The 15,152-nt window shown below is 66.6% G+C and carries 14 protein-coding genes; 4 read left to right on the plus strand and 10 right to left on the minus strand.

What is annotated here, in order from left to right:
• Positions 1-8: 8 nt before the first annotated feature.
• From GU920_RS06795 to GU920_RS06830, 8 genes are all read right to left on the minus strand, one after another.
• Entirely contained in the window at positions 9-2,219 is a 2,211-nt protein-coding gene (locus GU920_RS06795; RefSeq protein ID WP_328799245.1) for an Ig-like domain-containing protein, read from the minus strand.
• A gap of 24 nt (positions 2,220-2,243) precedes the next feature.
• Entirely contained in the window at positions 2,244-3,281 is a 1,038-nt protein-coding gene (locus tag GU920_RS06800; protein ID WP_161766161.1) for a BapA/Bap/LapF family prefix-like domain-containing protein, read from the minus strand.
• A gap of 208 nt (positions 3,282-3,489) precedes the next feature.
• Positions 3,490-4,488, minus strand: coding sequence for an ABC transporter ATP-binding protein (locus GU920_RS06805; protein ID WP_161766162.1), 999 nt, complete (start codon positions 4,486-4,488; stop codon positions 3,490-3,492).
• An 11-nt stretch (positions 4,489-4,499) separates the two neighbouring features.
• Positions 4,500-5,528, minus strand: coding sequence for a Gfo/Idh/MocA family protein (locus tag GU920_RS06810; RefSeq protein ID WP_161766163.1), 1,029 nt, complete (start codon positions 5,526-5,528; stop codon positions 4,500-4,502).
• Complete coding sequence (locus tag GU920_RS06815) at positions 5,525-6,364, minus strand: carbohydrate ABC transporter permease (protein ID WP_161766164.1); 840 nt, start codon at positions 6,362-6,364, stop codon at positions 5,525-5,527. Before GU920_RS06815 ends, GU920_RS06810 begins: the two co-directional genes overlap by 4 nt.
• 9 nt (positions 6,365-6,373) lie before the next feature.
• Entirely contained in the window at positions 6,374-7,291 is a 918-nt protein-coding gene (locus GU920_RS06820) for a carbohydrate ABC transporter permease (protein ID WP_161766165.1), read from the minus strand.
• Between the two features lie 122 nt (positions 7,292-7,413).
• Entirely contained in the window at positions 7,414-8,664 is a 1,251-nt protein-coding gene (locus tag GU920_RS06825) for an ABC transporter substrate-binding protein (protein WP_161766166.1), read from the minus strand.
• Positions 8,661-9,581: an N-acetylmuramic acid 6-phosphate etherase gene (locus tag GU920_RS06830; RefSeq protein WP_161766167.1), complete on the minus strand. Its 921-nt coding sequence runs from the start codon at positions 9,579-9,581 to the stop codon at positions 8,661-8,663. The genes GU920_RS06825 and GU920_RS06830 overlap by 4 nt, the downstream gene beginning before the upstream one ends.
• Before the next feature lie 157 nt (positions 9,582-9,738).
• On the opposite strand from GU920_RS06830, the gene GU920_RS06835 reads away from it, so the two are divergent.
• Genes GU920_RS06835 through nagA form a run of 4 tightly spaced genes read left to right on the plus strand, consistent with a single transcriptional unit; the run spans position 9,739 to position 13,473 of the window.
• Complete coding sequence (locus tag GU920_RS06835) at positions 9,739-10,566, plus strand: BadF/BadG/BcrA/BcrD ATPase family protein (protein WP_161766168.1); 828 nt, start codon at positions 9,739-9,741, stop codon at positions 10,564-10,566.
• Positions 10,566-11,336, plus strand: coding sequence for a GntR family transcriptional regulator (locus tag GU920_RS06840; RefSeq protein WP_161766169.1), 771 nt, complete (start codon positions 10,566-10,568; stop codon positions 11,334-11,336). Before GU920_RS06835 ends, GU920_RS06840 begins: the two co-directional genes overlap by 1 nt.
• Positions 11,333-12,355 (plus strand): SIS domain-containing protein, encoded by a 1,023-nt coding sequence (locus GU920_RS06845; RefSeq protein WP_161766170.1) that lies wholly within the window; start codon positions 11,333-11,335, stop codon positions 12,353-12,355. The genes GU920_RS06840 and GU920_RS06845 overlap by 4 nt, the downstream gene beginning before the upstream one ends.
• Positions 12,355-13,473, plus strand: a complete 1,119-nt coding sequence (nagA, locus tag GU920_RS06850) for an N-acetylglucosamine-6-phosphate deacetylase (RefSeq protein WP_161766171.1) — start codon at positions 12,355-12,357, stop codon at positions 13,471-13,473. The genes GU920_RS06845 and nagA overlap by 1 nt, the downstream gene beginning before the upstream one ends.
• On the opposite strand, the gene GU920_RS06855 is transcribed toward nagA, so the two are convergent.
• Positions 13,470-14,432: a magnesium transporter CorA family protein gene (locus tag GU920_RS06855; RefSeq protein ID WP_161766172.1), complete on the minus strand. Its 963-nt coding sequence runs from the start codon at positions 14,430-14,432 to the stop codon at positions 13,470-13,472. The genes nagA and GU920_RS06855 overlap by 4 nt on opposite strands.
• A 68-nt stretch (positions 14,433-14,500) precedes the next feature.
• Positions 14,501-15,130 carry a TetR/AcrR family transcriptional regulator gene (locus GU920_RS06860; RefSeq protein ID WP_161766173.1) on the minus strand — a complete coding sequence of 210 codons (630 nt, stop codon included), beginning with the start codon at positions 15,128-15,130 and terminating at the stop codon, positions 14,501-14,503.
• Between the last annotated feature and the right edge of the window lie 22 nt (positions 15,131-15,152).

Consider the following 15,152-nt stretch of genomic DNA (forward strand, 5'->3'; position numbering starts at 1 on the left):
GCCTGCCTTCAGATCACCGTTCGCGTCAGATCATCCTCGAGCAGCACCTGCGCGCCCGAAGAGCCGAGGGTGTAGATGTCGTAGACCGCGCCGTTGACGGTGACGTTCTGCTGCACGCCCGTCACATTGGCGAGGGTGACCTGATCCGTCGCTTCGCCCTTGATCACCAGCGTCTGGTCCGGGCCGGTGAGGGCGCGGAGCTGGTCTTCGGTGATCGAGAGGCGGGCATCGGGCGCGCGGGTGAGGTCGATCGCCGTAAGGTCGAAGGCATCGAGCCCGTCGCGGTTAAGATCGACCGACACGCCGGTGGCGGTGTTCTTGATGAAGAGGGTGTTCGCCTCGTTCCCGGCCGCGTCGCGGGTGTTGATGACAAGGTAGCTGCCATCGGGGACCGTCTGGCCGTTCTGGAAGCGGAAGAGATCCTCGTTCCAGACCGGATCATGGGTTTCGGTCGCCGTCAGGGCGATGGCGGGGCCGGTCGCATCGACGCGGTGGAAGCTGTAGCTGTCATCGCTGGCCGCGGTGGTCAGGCCGCGCATCGCGCCCGCCACATCCTGCGTTTCGATCACGGTGGGCGTGCCGGGGGCGACGGTATCCACCCCATAAGTCACGGTGAAGGGGCCGCTGGTGTTGCCTGCCGTATCGGTGGCAGTGACCGAGACGGGGATGTTGCTGCGTTCGCCGGTGGGCACCTGATCGGGGGTAAAGGTCAACGACCATTGCCCGGTGTCGCCCACCAGCGCGGTGCGGGTGTGGCCGTTCATGGTGACGGTGACGGTGGACCCGGCTTCGCCCTGACCCGAGACGGGGAGGCCTGCGCCATGTTCGGTGGCGTTCAGGATGTTGTCCGTGCCGGTGCCGAGGCGGATGCTGGAGGCGTTGAAATCGGCAACGACCGTGTCGATTGCGATGGTCTGGCTTTGCGGGGGGGCGGTGTTGCCCAGCGCATCGGTCGCGGTGGCGGTGATCGTGGCGCTGGCGGCGGCGCCCTGCGGCAGGGCGTCGGCCGGCAGGGTGACGCGCCATGTGCCGCCTGCCGTCTGATCAGCGGGGATCGTGGTCGTCCAGCCGGTTTCGGCCACGGTGATGCGGACGGTGGCGCCGGGTTCCACGGTGCCTTGGGCGATGATACCCGCGTTGCGTTCCACCGCGTTCAGGACAGACGGGTCGCGCGGGCCGTCATTGACTGTGCCGGACAGATCGGGGGCGGCGAAGGTGAAGCTGCCGACGGTGGTATCGACGGTGAAGCTGCGGGTTTCGGTCGCGCTGCGGTTTCCGGCGGTGTCGATGGAATAGGCGGTAAGCGTGCCGCCCTGCGCATCGGTCAGGCCCGCAAGCGCGGCGGGGGTGAAGGTGTAGGACCACAGCCCGTTCGCATCGGCGGTGATGGGGCCATGGGCCGTGCCGTTGAGCGCCAGATAGACGGCGGCGCCAGGTTCCGCCGTGCCGTCGAGGGTGAAGCCCGCGCTACGTTCGGCACCCGACAAGATGCCGTCGGCCCCCACGGGCTGCGGCTCTACCGTGATCGCGGTTTCAAGGTCGATGCGGATGGGGCGCGTAGCGGTTTCGCTGTTGCCTGCCGCATCCCATGCCGTGACGGTGATCGTGCTGTCGCGGGTGATGCTGCCCGCCGCGCCTGCGGGGAACTGGATGGACCATGTGCCATCGCCGTTCAGCGTGGCGGGGATGGGTTGGCCGTTCCACTGCACCTCGACCCGCGTGGCATCGGCGGCGGCGGTGCCGCTGAGCGTGAGGGTGCCGCCCGCCTCGGCCAGGTTCACCACGTTGTCGGTGGCGAAGGGGGCGGGGTTGATGGCGACCGACATTTCCGTGTCGATGTTGATCGTGCGGGTGACGGTGGTGGGGTTTTCCGCCGCGTCCATCGTGGTGGCGGTGACCGTGCGGGTATAGGTGCCCGGCGGGAAGGTGCCTGCGGGCAGGCTGTGGGACCAGTTGCCGTTGGCATCCGCCGTCACAGTCACGGTTCCGGCGATGCCTTCGATGGCCAGCGTGACGGTGGTGTTGGCGGTCGCCGTGCCGCCGATGGTGAGGGCGGACTGGCTTTCCGTTCGGTTGATGAGGTTGTCGCCCGCGATGGCATTGACCGCGAGCGGCGGGGCGATGGTATCGAGGACGATGGTTTCGGTGATGCTGCGCGTGTTGCCGAGCGGGTCGGTCGCGACAATGGTGACGGTCTGGCTACGCTCGCCGCCCGCGATTTCCTGCGGGGTGAGGGTGAGGGTTCATGTGCCATCGGCATCGACCGTGGCAGGGCGGGTGATGGCGTCGGGCGTGCCGGGGGTGCCAAGCGTGACATTGACCGTGGCGCCCGGTTCGGTGGTGCCGCCGATCGTGACGCCATCGGCGTATTCAGCAAGGTTTTCGACATCGCCCGAGGATTGCACGCCATCGGTGGCGGCCACGGGGGGTGGCGTCATGTCGATGACGAAGGCGCCGCCTGTCAGCGTGGCGGTGGTCCCGTTGCCGGTGAAGACGGCGGTGGCGGTGTGGGTGCCGTCGGCGGGCAGGGTGGGGCCAGAGAAGCCCGCCGTCCATGTGCCATCGGCGGCAACCGTGACGGTCTGGGTCTGGGTGCCGATGGTGACGGCGACGCTGTCGCCCGGCTGGCCGGTGCCGGTGACGGTGATCGCGGGCGTGTCTGTGTTCGTGGTGATGGTGGTGGTGGTGCCATTGCCATCAATGCTGCGGGTATAGGTGGGGCCGCCGCCGCCACCACCGCCACCACCACCACCACCACCGCCACCGATGATGACCCCGCCGCCCACGATCGCGGCCCCGGCCAGACCGGCGCCGCCCCAGCCCAGCAGGGCGGGGGCGAAGATGCCCATGCCGGCGGGATCTTCTTCGCCCGTGCCGGCGAGGGTGACGACGGGATCGCCATCGTCGAAGCGCAGATCGTCGAGCGGGCTCCACTTCTCGGCCCCGGCGGCGAGCGAGAAGTTCGCTGCCAGCACGCCGTTTCCGGCATCGGAGAGCTGCACCTCGGTCACCATGCCATCGCTGGAGAGGTAGAGGCGGTTGGGGTTATCGGCGGGGGCGTCGAACCAGTCGGCCACGGTGATGGTGCGCCCGTCGGACAGTTCGATCAGCAGGTCGTTGCCCTGCCGGGTATAGCCGATCACGCTTTGCGGCGTGAGGTTCAGCGACAGGCTGTCGCCCAGGCCTGACTGAATGAAGCTGCTTTCGCCTGCGCCTGCCACATGGCCGTAGGTCGTGCCGCCCGCAGCCGTGCGGACGGCGAAATCAATCGCCGAACTCATTACATCTTCTCCGCCTCAACCGCCGGAAAATGTGCCGGCGCACCGCTCTTGATTGGCCCTATTTGTGGGCCTTGCAAAAACGCATAGCCTTAAACCGGCCACATTTCCAGCACTTTTCGAACATGTTCCCGGGAAGGTTGCGGCCTGCGGGTTGGCTATGGCGAAAATGACTCAGTCTGCGACGGGATGGGCCGCGACGGGACGGGGATCACCGCAGGCGCTGGCCTGCGGCATCGAAGTGGAAGGCGCGGGTGGCGTCGGCGGTCAGGTGGACGGGTTCATCCACCGTATAGTTGTGTTCGCCGAAAAGCCGCACCGTCAGCAGGCCGTGGGGTTCGGTGCGGACATAGACCAGCGTTTCGCCGCCCAGTTTTTCGACATGGCTGACGGTGCCGGGGATGGTGCCTGCCTCGCGCGACAGGGTAAGGTGTTCGGGACGGATGCCCGTGGTTTCGCCGCGCTGGCCGAGGGCGGCAGATTTCAGGAAGTTCATCTGCGGGCTGCCGATGAAGCCCGCAACAAAGGTGTTGGCGGGGTTGTTGTACAGTTCCATCGGCGATCCCACCTGTTCCACGATCCCGGCGCGCAGGACGACGATCTTGTCGGCCAGCGTCATCGCCTCGACCTGGTCATGGGTGACATAGACCATCGTCGCGCCGAGTTCGCGGTGCAGGCGGGCGATTTCGATGCGGGTCTGCACGCGCAGCGCGGCGTCGAGGTTCGACAGCGGTTCGTCGAAGAGGAAGAGCTTTGGCGTGCGCACGATGGCGCGGCCGATGGCGACGCGCTGGCGCTGACCGCCCGACAGTTCGGCGGGCCGGCGGTCGAGGTAAGGTTCCAGCGCCAGCATGGCGGCAGCGCGGGCGGTGGCCTGGTCGATCTTTGCCTTTGGCTCGCCAGCCTGTTTCAGGGCAAGGCTCATGTTGTCGCGCACCGTCAGGTGGGGGTAGAGCGCGTAGGTCTGAAAGACCATGGCAATCTCGCGCTTTGCCGGGGCTTCATCCGTGATCTCGCGGGAATCCAGCGTCACAGTGCCGGAGGTGACATCCTCCAGCCCCGCGATCATGCGCAAAAGGGTGGATTTCCCACAGCCGGAGGGGCCGACGAAGACGCAGAATTCGCCTTCGCCAACGTGGAGATCCACGCCTTTGATGACCTCGGTCTTGCCGAAGGATTTGGTGACTTTGGACAGCGTCAGCGCACCCATGGATAACCCCTTTACAGTTTGACGGGCTGGCCGGACCGAACGCTTTCGTCGGCGGCAAGGCAGATGGCGAGGGATTGGACCGCGTCTTCCATGTGGCGGGTGAGATCGAGGTCTTCGGTGATGGCGCGGGCCATATAGGCCTGTTCGCGTTCGCAGAGGTCCTGATGGCCGGGTTCGTCAGCCATGGATAGATCCTCATCCGGCTGGCCCACGCGGTGGACGCGGATGGTGGCGGTTTTGGTGTGGGTGTCATGGTCATCCGACCGCGCGCTTTCCGGCATGCGGATGGAGACGGCGCCGTTCGGGCTGACCACATCCTTCACGAAGAAGGCGGTATCCGACATCATGGGGCCCCAGCCTGCCTCATACCAGCCCACCGACCCATCGGCGAACAGCACCTGGAAATGGCCGTAATTGTACATGTCGGGCGCGATTTCGTTCGACAGGCGCAGGCCCATCCCCCGCACCTCGACCGGTTTGGCATCGGTGATCTGGCACATGACATCGACATAATGGACGCCGCAATCGACGATGGGCGATGTGGTCTGCATCAGGGTCTTGTGCACCTCCCATGTGGGACCTGAGGATTGCTGGTTCAGGTTCAGGCGAAAGACGTAAGGCCCGCCCAGGGCGCGCGCCTCGGAAATCAAGCGCATCCATGACGGGTGGTGGCGCAGGATGTAGCCCACGACGAGCTTGCGCTTGTTGGCCCGGGCGCAATCGACCACGCGGCGGGCATCAGCGACGGTGGTCGCCAGCGGCTTTTCGACGAAGACATGCGCCCCCTGTTCCATCGCCATGCAGGCGTAATCGGCATGGCTGTCGGAATAGGTGGAGATGTTGACGAGATCGGGTTTCAGCCTTGTTAGAGCCTGTTTGTAATCCGGTTCGATGGTGTAGCCGTCCATCGACGGATCGAGCTTTGGCGTGGACCGGTTCACCAGACCGACCAGATCGAAGGCCGGATTGCGGTGATAGGCCAGCGCGTGGCTGCGGCCCATGGTGCCAAGGCCTGCGACAAGCGTGCGGATGGGGGTCATTTGACGGCTCCGGCGGTGATGCCGCGGATCAGCTGGCGCGAGAAGATGAGGTACAGCACCAGCACCGGGACGATGGCGAGGGAGAGGGCGGCGAGGACGGCGTTCCAGTTGGTGACAAACTGGCCGATGAAGACCTGTGACCCAAGGGTGATGGTCTTCGTTCCCTCGCTTGGCGCAAGGATCAGGGGGAACCAGAGGTCGTTCCAGATCGGGATCATGGTGAAGACGGCGACGGTTGCCATGGCGGGGCGGACCAGCGGCAGGACGAGGGTGAAGAAGATGCGGTATTCCGACAGGCCGTCGATGCGGCCTGCATTCTTCAGGTCATCCGACACCGACCGCATGAACTCCGACAGGATGAAGACGGCAAGCGGCAGCCCTTGGGCGGTGTAGACGAGGATGAGGGCGGTCAGGGTATTCACCAGACCGGCCGAAACCATCATTTCGAGGATCGCCACGGTTCCGAGGCGGATGGGGATCATGATGCCCAGCGCGAGGTAAAGGCCCATCAGCAGGTTGCCGCGGAAGCGGTATTCCGACAGGGCAAAGGCCGCCATCGCGCCAAAGAGCAGCACGAAGAACAGGCTCGCGACCGTGACGATCATGGAATTCTGGAAATACAGGAAGAAATCCCCCTGCTTCAGCACCGTCTGATAGCCCACCAGATCCCAGTTGCCGGGCAGGGGCGGCATCAGCGGTTCGGCAAAGATGGCCCGGCGGGATTTGAAGCTGTTGATGACGATCACGAAGACCGGGAAAAGCGCGATCAGCGTATAGGTGATCAGGATCGCATGGGCGGCGATGCTGCGTCCGGCGTGGCTGCGGGTCTTGGCCATGATCGCCCCCTAGAATTGATAGCGGCGCAGCCGCGTCTGGATGCCGAAGAGGTAAAGGCAGACCCCGACAAGGATGATCGCGAACATGGCGGTGGCGATGGTCGCGCCCATATGCGGGTCGCCCAGTTGAAGCTGGAAGCCAAAGAAGGTGCGGTAGAGGAAGGTGCCAAGGATATCCGTGCTGAAATCCGGCCCGGCCAGCGCCCCCTGCGAGACATAGATCAGGTCGAAGGCGTTGAAATTGCCGACAAAGGTGAGGATAGAGATGATCCCGATCGACGGCAGGATCAGGGGCAGCTTGATCTTCCAGAACTGGCTCAGGCCGGTGAGCCCGTCCATTTCCGCCGCCTCGATCACGTCATCGGGGATCGACAGCAGCGCGGCGTAGATCAGCATCATGGGGATGCCGACGAACTGCCAGACGGAGATGAGGGCGAGGGTGGTTAGCGCATATTCCTCGCGCCCCAGCCAGGGCGCGAACAGGGATTTGAGCCCGACCGCATCCAGCATCCCGGGCGCGATGCCCCAGATGGGCGACAGGATCAGCTTCCACACGAAGCCCACGATCACGAAGGACAGGATGGTGGGGATGAAGATCGCGGTGCGGTAGAAGGCCGCCATGCGCAGGCGGGGGGAGGAGAGCAGCGCCGCCAGCAGGATGCCGATGGGGTTCTGGATGGCCATGTGGACAAGGAAGAACCAGCAATTGTTCCACAGCGCGTTCCAGAAGGCATCCGACCAACGCGGATCGCCGAAAAGCGTGGCGAAATTCGCCAGCCCCACGAAGATGCGGTTCTGCCCTTCCAGATTGTAAAGCGACAGGTTGAGCGTCCCGAAAAGCGGGATGATCATGATGGCGGTATAGACCAGCACGGCGGGCGCAAGGAATACGCCGATATGCCAGCGGAAAGGCTTGCGTGAAGCCATCGGCCTGCCTCCTTCATCTTGGCGAAAAATACCCATGCCAGCCTCCCCGATCCGCGATGCGGCCTGAGGGTGAGGGATGGGGGGGGTCCGGGGGGCCGATGCGGCCCCCCGGCGCTGCGGGTTTACTGCTGCGGGGCGTACCAGCTGGCCAGCCCGTCCTGCAGGCGCTTGGCCGCGTCTGCCGGGGTTTCGCTGCCGCGGATCACGTTGGCCGAGGCGTTCCACGTCTCGTTCTCAAGGTTCGGCGTGCCGCGCGACAGGATCTGATAGGTGGAGCGGATCGTCGGTTGGCACTTGCCGCGCCACGACACGAATTCCTGCGCCAGCGGGTCCTGCATTTCCACCGGGGTGGAGTTCAGGCTGAAGAAGCCCGGCAGGGCGTTGGCATAGAGCGTGGCAAATTCGGCGCTGCCCACCCATTCCAGGAACTTGGTCGCGGCCTCGGCATTGGGCGACTTGGCGTTCAGGCCGATGGCGATGTCGGTGTGATCCGAGATGTAGCAGGTATCGCCTGCCGCGGCGACCGGGGGCGGGAAGGCGCCCATCTTGAAGCCCGCCTGCGCGTTGAAGCCCGAGATTTCCCACGAACCGGCCGGGTAGATGGCGGCACGGCCAAGGGTGAAGAGGTTCTGGCTGTCGGGGTAGGTCTGGGCCTCGAACCCGTCACCCAGATAGTCCTTCCAGCGGGCCAGCTCTTCGAACGGGGCAACCCATTGCGGATCGGTCAGGCTCTGTTCGCCCGCGATCAGGGCGAGGCGGCCTTCTTCGCCCTTCCAGTAGTTCGGGCCGATGTTGTTGTACCCCATCGTGGCGGCTTCCCACTGGTCGTTGGTGCCCATCGCCATGGGGATGTAGGTGCCGTCGGCCTTGATCGCGTCGAGCACGGCGAAGAATTCGTCGCGCGTGGTGGGAACCGACAGGCCCAGTTCGGCGAAGGCATCGGCGTTGTAGATGAAGCCGTGGATGACCGAGGCCATGGGCACGCAGAAGGTGGCGCTGCCGTCATCCGTCTGCCAGGCGGATTTCGCGACGGGCGAGAAGTTGGCCATCGCGGCCAGACCCGAGAGATCTGTCAGGTGGCCCTGATTGTACAGTTCCAGCGAAGCATCGAAGGGGCGGCAGGTGATCAAGTCACCGGCGCTGCCTGCGGCGAGCTTGGAGTTGAGCGCGGCGTTGTATTCGGCGGGCGCGGTGGGCGCGAAGACGACCTTGATGCCGGGGTTCTGCGCCTCGAACGCGGGGATCAGCGTGTCCTGCCAGATGGTCAGGTCATCGTTGCGCCAGCTTTCGATCGTCAGCGTCACATCCTGCGCCGAGGCCGCCCCGCCCAGAAGCGTGGAGGCGAGAAGCGCGAAGCGGAATGTTCTGGTCATTGAGATACTCCCTGTTGGTGGCCTTGTGTTGTGCAAGCGGCGAGAGCCGGGCCGATGGCCCCGTCGCTGTTCTTCAGGTGGGCCGCGGCCTGTGCGGCCGTGGCCCCGGCGGCGATCAGGATCGCCGGTTTTACCGCGCCGCCCGTCTGGGCCAGCGCGGCCTGCGCGGCGGCCATGTCGCAACGGGCGATCCCCGCCACGATACGCGCCGCGCGCTGGGCAAGCTTGGCGTTATCCGCCACGACGTTGACCATATAGCCATCATGGACATGGCCAAGCAGAATCCCCACGCGCACCGACAGCATGTTCAGCGCCACCTTCTGCGCCGTCGCCGCCCCCATGCGGGTGGAGCCGTTCACGACTTCGGGCCCGGTGTCGAGAAGGATGGAAATGTGGCTCTGTTGAAGCAGGATCGACCCTGCGACATTGGCAAGACCGACCACCGTCAGCCCGGCATCGCGCGCCATTTTGGCAAGGGCGCAGGTGTAGGGCGTGCCGCCAGAGGCAGAGAGGCAAAGCATCGTGTCGCCCCGCGACAGGCCAGCGCGTTGGAAATCGGCCCCGGCCAGAGCGGGATCATCCTCGACCGCGCCGGTCATGTGCAGCAGCGCGGCGGCGCCCCCTGCGAAAAGGGTTGGCGTGCGGTCGGGCGGGATGCCGAAGGTGCCCGCCAGTTCCAGCGCATCGGCCAGTGCCATGAGGCCAGAGGACCCAGCCCCGGCATAGGCCAGTTTTCCGCCTGCGCGCAGGCTGGCGGCGGCGGCGGTGGCCGCCTGGTCGATCATGGGGATGGCAGGCCGCACCATGGCCAGCGCGGCCAGCTGCGCATCCAGTAGATGGGACAGCGCCGCCGCGCCCGGCAGGGCGTGGATGCCTGCGGATTTCGGATGACGGGCCTCTGTCGGGCGGTCTGCCATGTGATTCCCTTCCTGTTTGTCTGATAATGCCAAACTAATACCAATTAGTAAAGCATCTTCTGATTTCACGCGGAAATGGCCCGGTTCTCTGCCAGTTTTGCAAAGGTTCTTTCCATTTGGTATTGTTTTGGTATCTTGTGGGTGAAGAGGATTCGCCATGCAACTTTTTCTGGGAATTGACGGGGGCGGCACGGGGTGCCGCGCGGCTGTGGCGGATGCTGCGGGCGTGATCCGTGGCCGTGCGGCGGTGGGGCCTGCCAATATCGCATCCGATCCTGTCGGGGCGGCGGCGAACATCATGGCAGCGGCAGAGGCGGCGCTGGCAGCAGCGGGCGGCGGCGTGGTGGTCGCGGCGGGGCTGGGGCTGGCCGGGGCCAATGCGGCCGGGGCGCCGGAACGGTTGCGCGCGGTTCTGCCATGGTCGCGGATGGCGGTTGTGACGGATGCGATCACAGCGGTGAAGGGTGCGCTGGGCGATGGCGATGGCGTCGTGGCGGCGTTGGGGACCGGGTCGGTCTTTGCGGTGCAGCGGGCGGGAGCGATCCGGCAGATCGGCGGGCGCGGGCTGGTGCTAGGGGATGAGGCGAGCGGGGCCTGGATCGGGCGGGCGATGCTGACGGCCGCCCTGCGCGCGGTGGACGGGTTCACGGCGATGACGCCCCTGCTGGCGGGACTGGTGGACGAAATGGGGGGGCCGGATGGCGTGGTGGCCTTTTCCCTGCGCGCCCGGCCTGCGGATTTCGCGGCGCTGGCGCCAAGGGTGGTGGAAAGCGATGATCCGGCCGCCGTTGCGGTGATGGACCGGGCCGAGGCGGATGTGGCCGAGGCGGTGGCAGTGCTGCGCGGGGCGCAGGATCTGCCGGTCGTGTTTTTGGGCGGTTTAGGGACTGTTTTCGCCCAGCGCATGGCAGGACGGTTCCCGATCCGGGCGCCGGCGGGGACGGCGCTGCACGGGGCGCTTCTGCTCGCGCGGGAGGTGGCGTGATGGAGCAGCTGTTCTCGTCCGCCGGGTTTGAGGACGTGGGAGGCGGGCCGCTTTACCTGCAACTGCAGCGGCGGATCGGCGAAGCCATCGCGGCAGGCCGGTTGAAGCCCGGCGACAGCCTGCCGCCCGAGCGGGACATGGCGGCGATGACGGGGCTTTCGCGGGTGACTGTGCGCAAGGCCGTGGAAGGGTTGGTCGGATCCGGCCAACTGGTGCAGAAGCGGGGATCGGGCACCTTTGTCGCGCAGCGGGTGGAGCGGCTGGAGCAGGCGCTGAGCCTGCTGACAAGCTTTACCGAAGATATGGCGCGGCGGGGCAAGAACGTGGAATCGGTCTGGCTGACGCGCGGGCTGCACGCGCCTGCGCCGGAAGAGGTGATGGCGCTGGGTCTGGGCGCCGGGGACCGGGTGGCGCGGCTGGAACGGGTGCGGCGGTCGGACGGGGTGCCGCTGGCGATCGAACGCGCCTCGCTTTCCGCGGCGGTGCTGCCGGAGCCGGAAGGGGTAGAGGCGTCGCTTTATGCGGTGCTGGAGGCGCGGGGGATGCGGCCCGTGCGGGCGGTGCAGCGCATTTCAGCGGCCAATCTGGGCGCGCGGGATGCGGAACTGCTGCATGTGCCACCGGGGGCGGCAGGGCTGCGGATCGAACGGATCGGATACCTGCCGGATGGGCGGGTGGTGGAATTCACGCGGTCGCTCTACCGGGGCGACGCCTATGATTTTGCGGTGGAGCTGAAGCTGGCACCGGATACGGAAAGGAAAGATCCATGACGAGCCATATGCTGCGCGAAGTGCAGGAGATTCCGCAGGTTTCGAGACGATTTCTGATGGAATCGCAGGGGGCGCTGATGGCGGCGGCAGCGGCGATGCGGGCCGCCGATCCGGGGCTGATCGTGACGGTGGCGCGGGGGTCTTCGGACCATGCGGCGACCTATCTGAAGTATGCGGTGGAATTGCTGGCGGGGGTGCCGGTGGCATCGGTCGGGCCATCGGTGGCGTCGGTCTATGGGCGGCCCTTGCGCCTGAATGGGGCGGCTTGCGTGGGGATTTCCCAGTCGGGCCGCAGCCCGGACATCGTGGAGATGATGCGGGCGGCGGGGGTCGGGGGTGCGCTGTCGGTGGCGATCACGAATTTCGATGACAGCCCGATGGCGGCGGCGTCTGCCCATTGCCTGCCGCTGCGGGCGGGGGTGGAGCAGTCGGTGGCGGCGACCAAGACTTTTGTGACATCGGTTCTGGCCGCGCTGGCGCTGGTGGCGGAATGGCAGGAGGATGCGGCGCTTCGGGCCGCAATAGAGACGATTCCCGAGGCGTTTCAGGCGGCGCTTGCGCTGGACTGGTCGCCCCTTGCCGCGCGGATGGCGCGGGCGCAGCAGGGTTATGTGCTGGGGCGTGGCCCGGCCTTTGCGATTGCCTGCGAAGCGGCGCTGAAGCTTAAGGAAACCTGCGGTCTGCATGCAGAGGCCTATTCGGCGGCGGAAGTGCTGCATGGGCCGAGCGCGATCGTGCAGGCGCAGTTCCCCGTTCTGGCGCTGGCGGTGGAGGATGCGGCACAGGCGGGCGTGGTCCAGACCTGCGAAAGGCTGGCGGCGCAGGGGGCGGATGTCTTTGTCACCGGGGCGGAAGCGGCGGGCTGCGAAATGCTGCCGTCGGTCGGCGGGCTGCACCCGCTGGTGGCGCCTTTGGTGCTGGCGGTGGGTTTCTACGGGTTTGTCGAGGCGCTGGCCCGGCGGCGGGGGTTTGACCCCGACACGCCGCCGCATCTTCGCAAGGTGACGGAGACGGTGTGATGGCGCGGACTTCATACACCGGGGCGCGGGTCTTTGACGGGGCGCAGTTCCGGGACGGCGCGCTGATCGTGGAAGATGGCATGGTCGCGGGGATCGGCACGCCGGAGGGGCGGGTGGTGGACCTTGGCGGCGGGGTGCTGGCGCCGGGCTTTGTGGACCTGCAGATCAACGGGGCGGGCGGGTTCGCGGTGGATGAAGCTACCGATCTGACCGTGTTAGAGACGATTTGCGCGGTTCAGGCGCAGTTGGGGGCAACGGGATGCCTGCCCACGCTGATCACCGATACCTATACCGCGACCGCGCGGGTGGTGGAGGCGGGGATCGCGGCGACCAAGGCGCAGGTGCCGGGCTTTCTGGGCCTGCATCTGGAGGGGCCGCATCTGGATGTGCGGCGCAAGGGGGCGCATGACGCGGGCCTGATCCGGCTGATGGAGGCGCGCGATCTGGCGCTGGTCATCGAGGCGGCGGCGGAATTGCCGGCGCTGATGGTGACGGTGTCGCCCGAAAGCGTGACGGCGGACCAAATCGCCGCGATGGCGGCGGCGGGGGTGATCGTGTCGCTGGGACATACGGATTGCCGCGCGGCAGAGGCGCAGGCGGCGATGGCGGCGGGCGCGCGCTGTGCCACCCATCTGTTCAACGCCATGAGCCAGCTGGGCAACCGCGAGGCGGGGTTGGTGGGGGCGGTGCTGGCCGGCGATGGTTTCGCCGGGCTGATCGCGGATGGCATCCATGTGGACCCAGTGACGATGAAGGTGGCGCTGGCGGCAAAGCGGGAGGGCGTCTTCCTTGTGTCGGACTGCATGGCGCTGGCCGGAACGACGGCGACGGAGTTCCATCTAGGCGGGCGGCGGATTCTGCGGTCGCAGGGTCGATTGACGCTGGAAGATGGCACGCTGGCGGGGGCGGATCTGACCCTGCCGCGGGCGGTGCAGGTGTTGGTCGATGCGGTGGGGATCGCGGCACAGCGGGCGCTTGCCATGGCATCGGCAATCCCTGCGGCGGTGATCGGGCGGGGCGATCTGGGGCATCTGCGGCCCGGCGCGCGAGCCGATATGGTGCATCTGGGGCCGGACTGGGCCTTGCGCGGCGTGTGGCGCGGGGGCGTGGCCGTCTAGAGCCAGTTCTTCCAGCGGAAATAGAGATAGGCGATGAGCGAGGCCGCGAGCATGGACAGGAGCGCGGCGGGATAGCCCCAAGGCTGTTGCAGTTCCGGCATCACGTCGAAGTTCATCCCGTAGATCGAGGCGATGAGCGTGGGGGGCGAGAAGAGCACCGCCACGACCGAAACGATGCGGACGGTGGAGTTCTGTTGCAGGTTGATCATGCCAAGCGTGGCATCGGAGGCGAGGCCCACGCGTTGCGACAGGAAATCGGTATGCACCTCGAGCGCGTCCATATCGCGCATGAGGTTGGCGACAGATGCGGAAAGCCCTTCGTCGCCGATGCGTTCGCGGGCGGTCTGGGTGTAAAAGCCCAGCGCGCGGTTCAGGGTCAGAAGGGCAAGGCGGATATTGCCGAGCAGTTCCGCCTCGCGCCCGATCTGGCGCAGCGCGACTTCGAGCCGTTTCTGGTTCTGGCCGCGCTTGCCGGGGACATAGACGGTGCGCGAGACGTGATCGAGACTGCGGCCCGAGGATTCCAGCAGATCGGCGAGGCGGCCGACGATTTCTTCGATCAGCGACAGGAAGATGCCATTGGCATTGGTGCAGCCGGGACCGACCTTGTCGGCGCGGGTGGGGTAGGTTTCGAAGGGGCGGCTGTCGTGGTGGCGGACGGTGACCAGGCGGCTGGACGAGAGGATGAAGGTGACGGGGCCGGAGATGGGGCCATGTGTTTCGGAATGGCCCGTCAGTTGGACCGTGAGGTAATCGGTGCCGCCTTCGCGATAGAGGCGGTTGGAGATTTCGATTTCCTCCATGTCGTCAAGGGTGGGGACATCGAGGCCGAGGGCGGTGACGGCGGCGGCTTCGTCATCGGTGGGGCGGAGGAGGTCGATCCAGACCGCGGTGGAAAGCGGTGCCTCAGGGGCGAGGCGGATCAGGCGGCCTTCGACTTCACGATAGGCGGTGAGCATGGCGGGCCCCTTCCCCTGTCTTTGCGCGCGGAAGGTAGGCGGGCCGTGCCCGGGCCGCAAGGCGGCAGCTAGGCGGTGAAGCCGTGGCGGGCATGGAAGCGCGCGAGTTCGCGGGGGCCGGGCGCGGCATCGGTGAAGAGTTCGACGTAAGAGGGGATACGGGCCATGCGGGTGGCGAGGGATTCGGTGACCTGCATGGAGATGTAGCCGATCTGCGTGAGATAGACGGCGCGGGCGCGGGTGTCGGCGTCCACCCCGGTGATGCCCCAACGGTGGTAGAGCGCGGTGAGGGCGGCGATGCGCGTGTCATCCTCGGCATGGAGGCGGGCGGTGATGGCGGGATCCTGCAACGCCCAGGCGCGGACGGCATGTTCGAGGCCGCTGTCGAAGGCGGTGTCGTCGAGAAAGCAGGAGATGACGTTCAGCATCGCCTCGGCCCGGCTTTCGGCATAGGCGGCGCAGGCGGCGACAAGGCCGGTGGTGGTGCGGGCGACCCAAGCCTCGGCCATGGCGGAGAGCAGGGTGTCGCGGTCGGTGAAGTGCCAGTAAAAGCTGGTGCGCGCGATCTTCAGCCGTTTGGCAAGGGGCTGGATGCGGACGGCGTCGATCCCACCTTCGACGAGCAGGGCGAGGGCGGCGTCGAGCCAGACCTCGGGCGAGCCGCGCCATCCGGTTTCGGGTTGAGTGTCCTGCGTCATGGGGGAAGGGTAGCGGCTGGGG

Source organism: Paragemmobacter ruber, assembly GCF_009908315.1.
In the GTDB taxonomy this organism is placed as follows: domain Bacteria; phylum Pseudomonadota; class Alphaproteobacteria; order Rhodobacterales; family Rhodobacteraceae; genus Paragemmobacter; species Paragemmobacter ruber.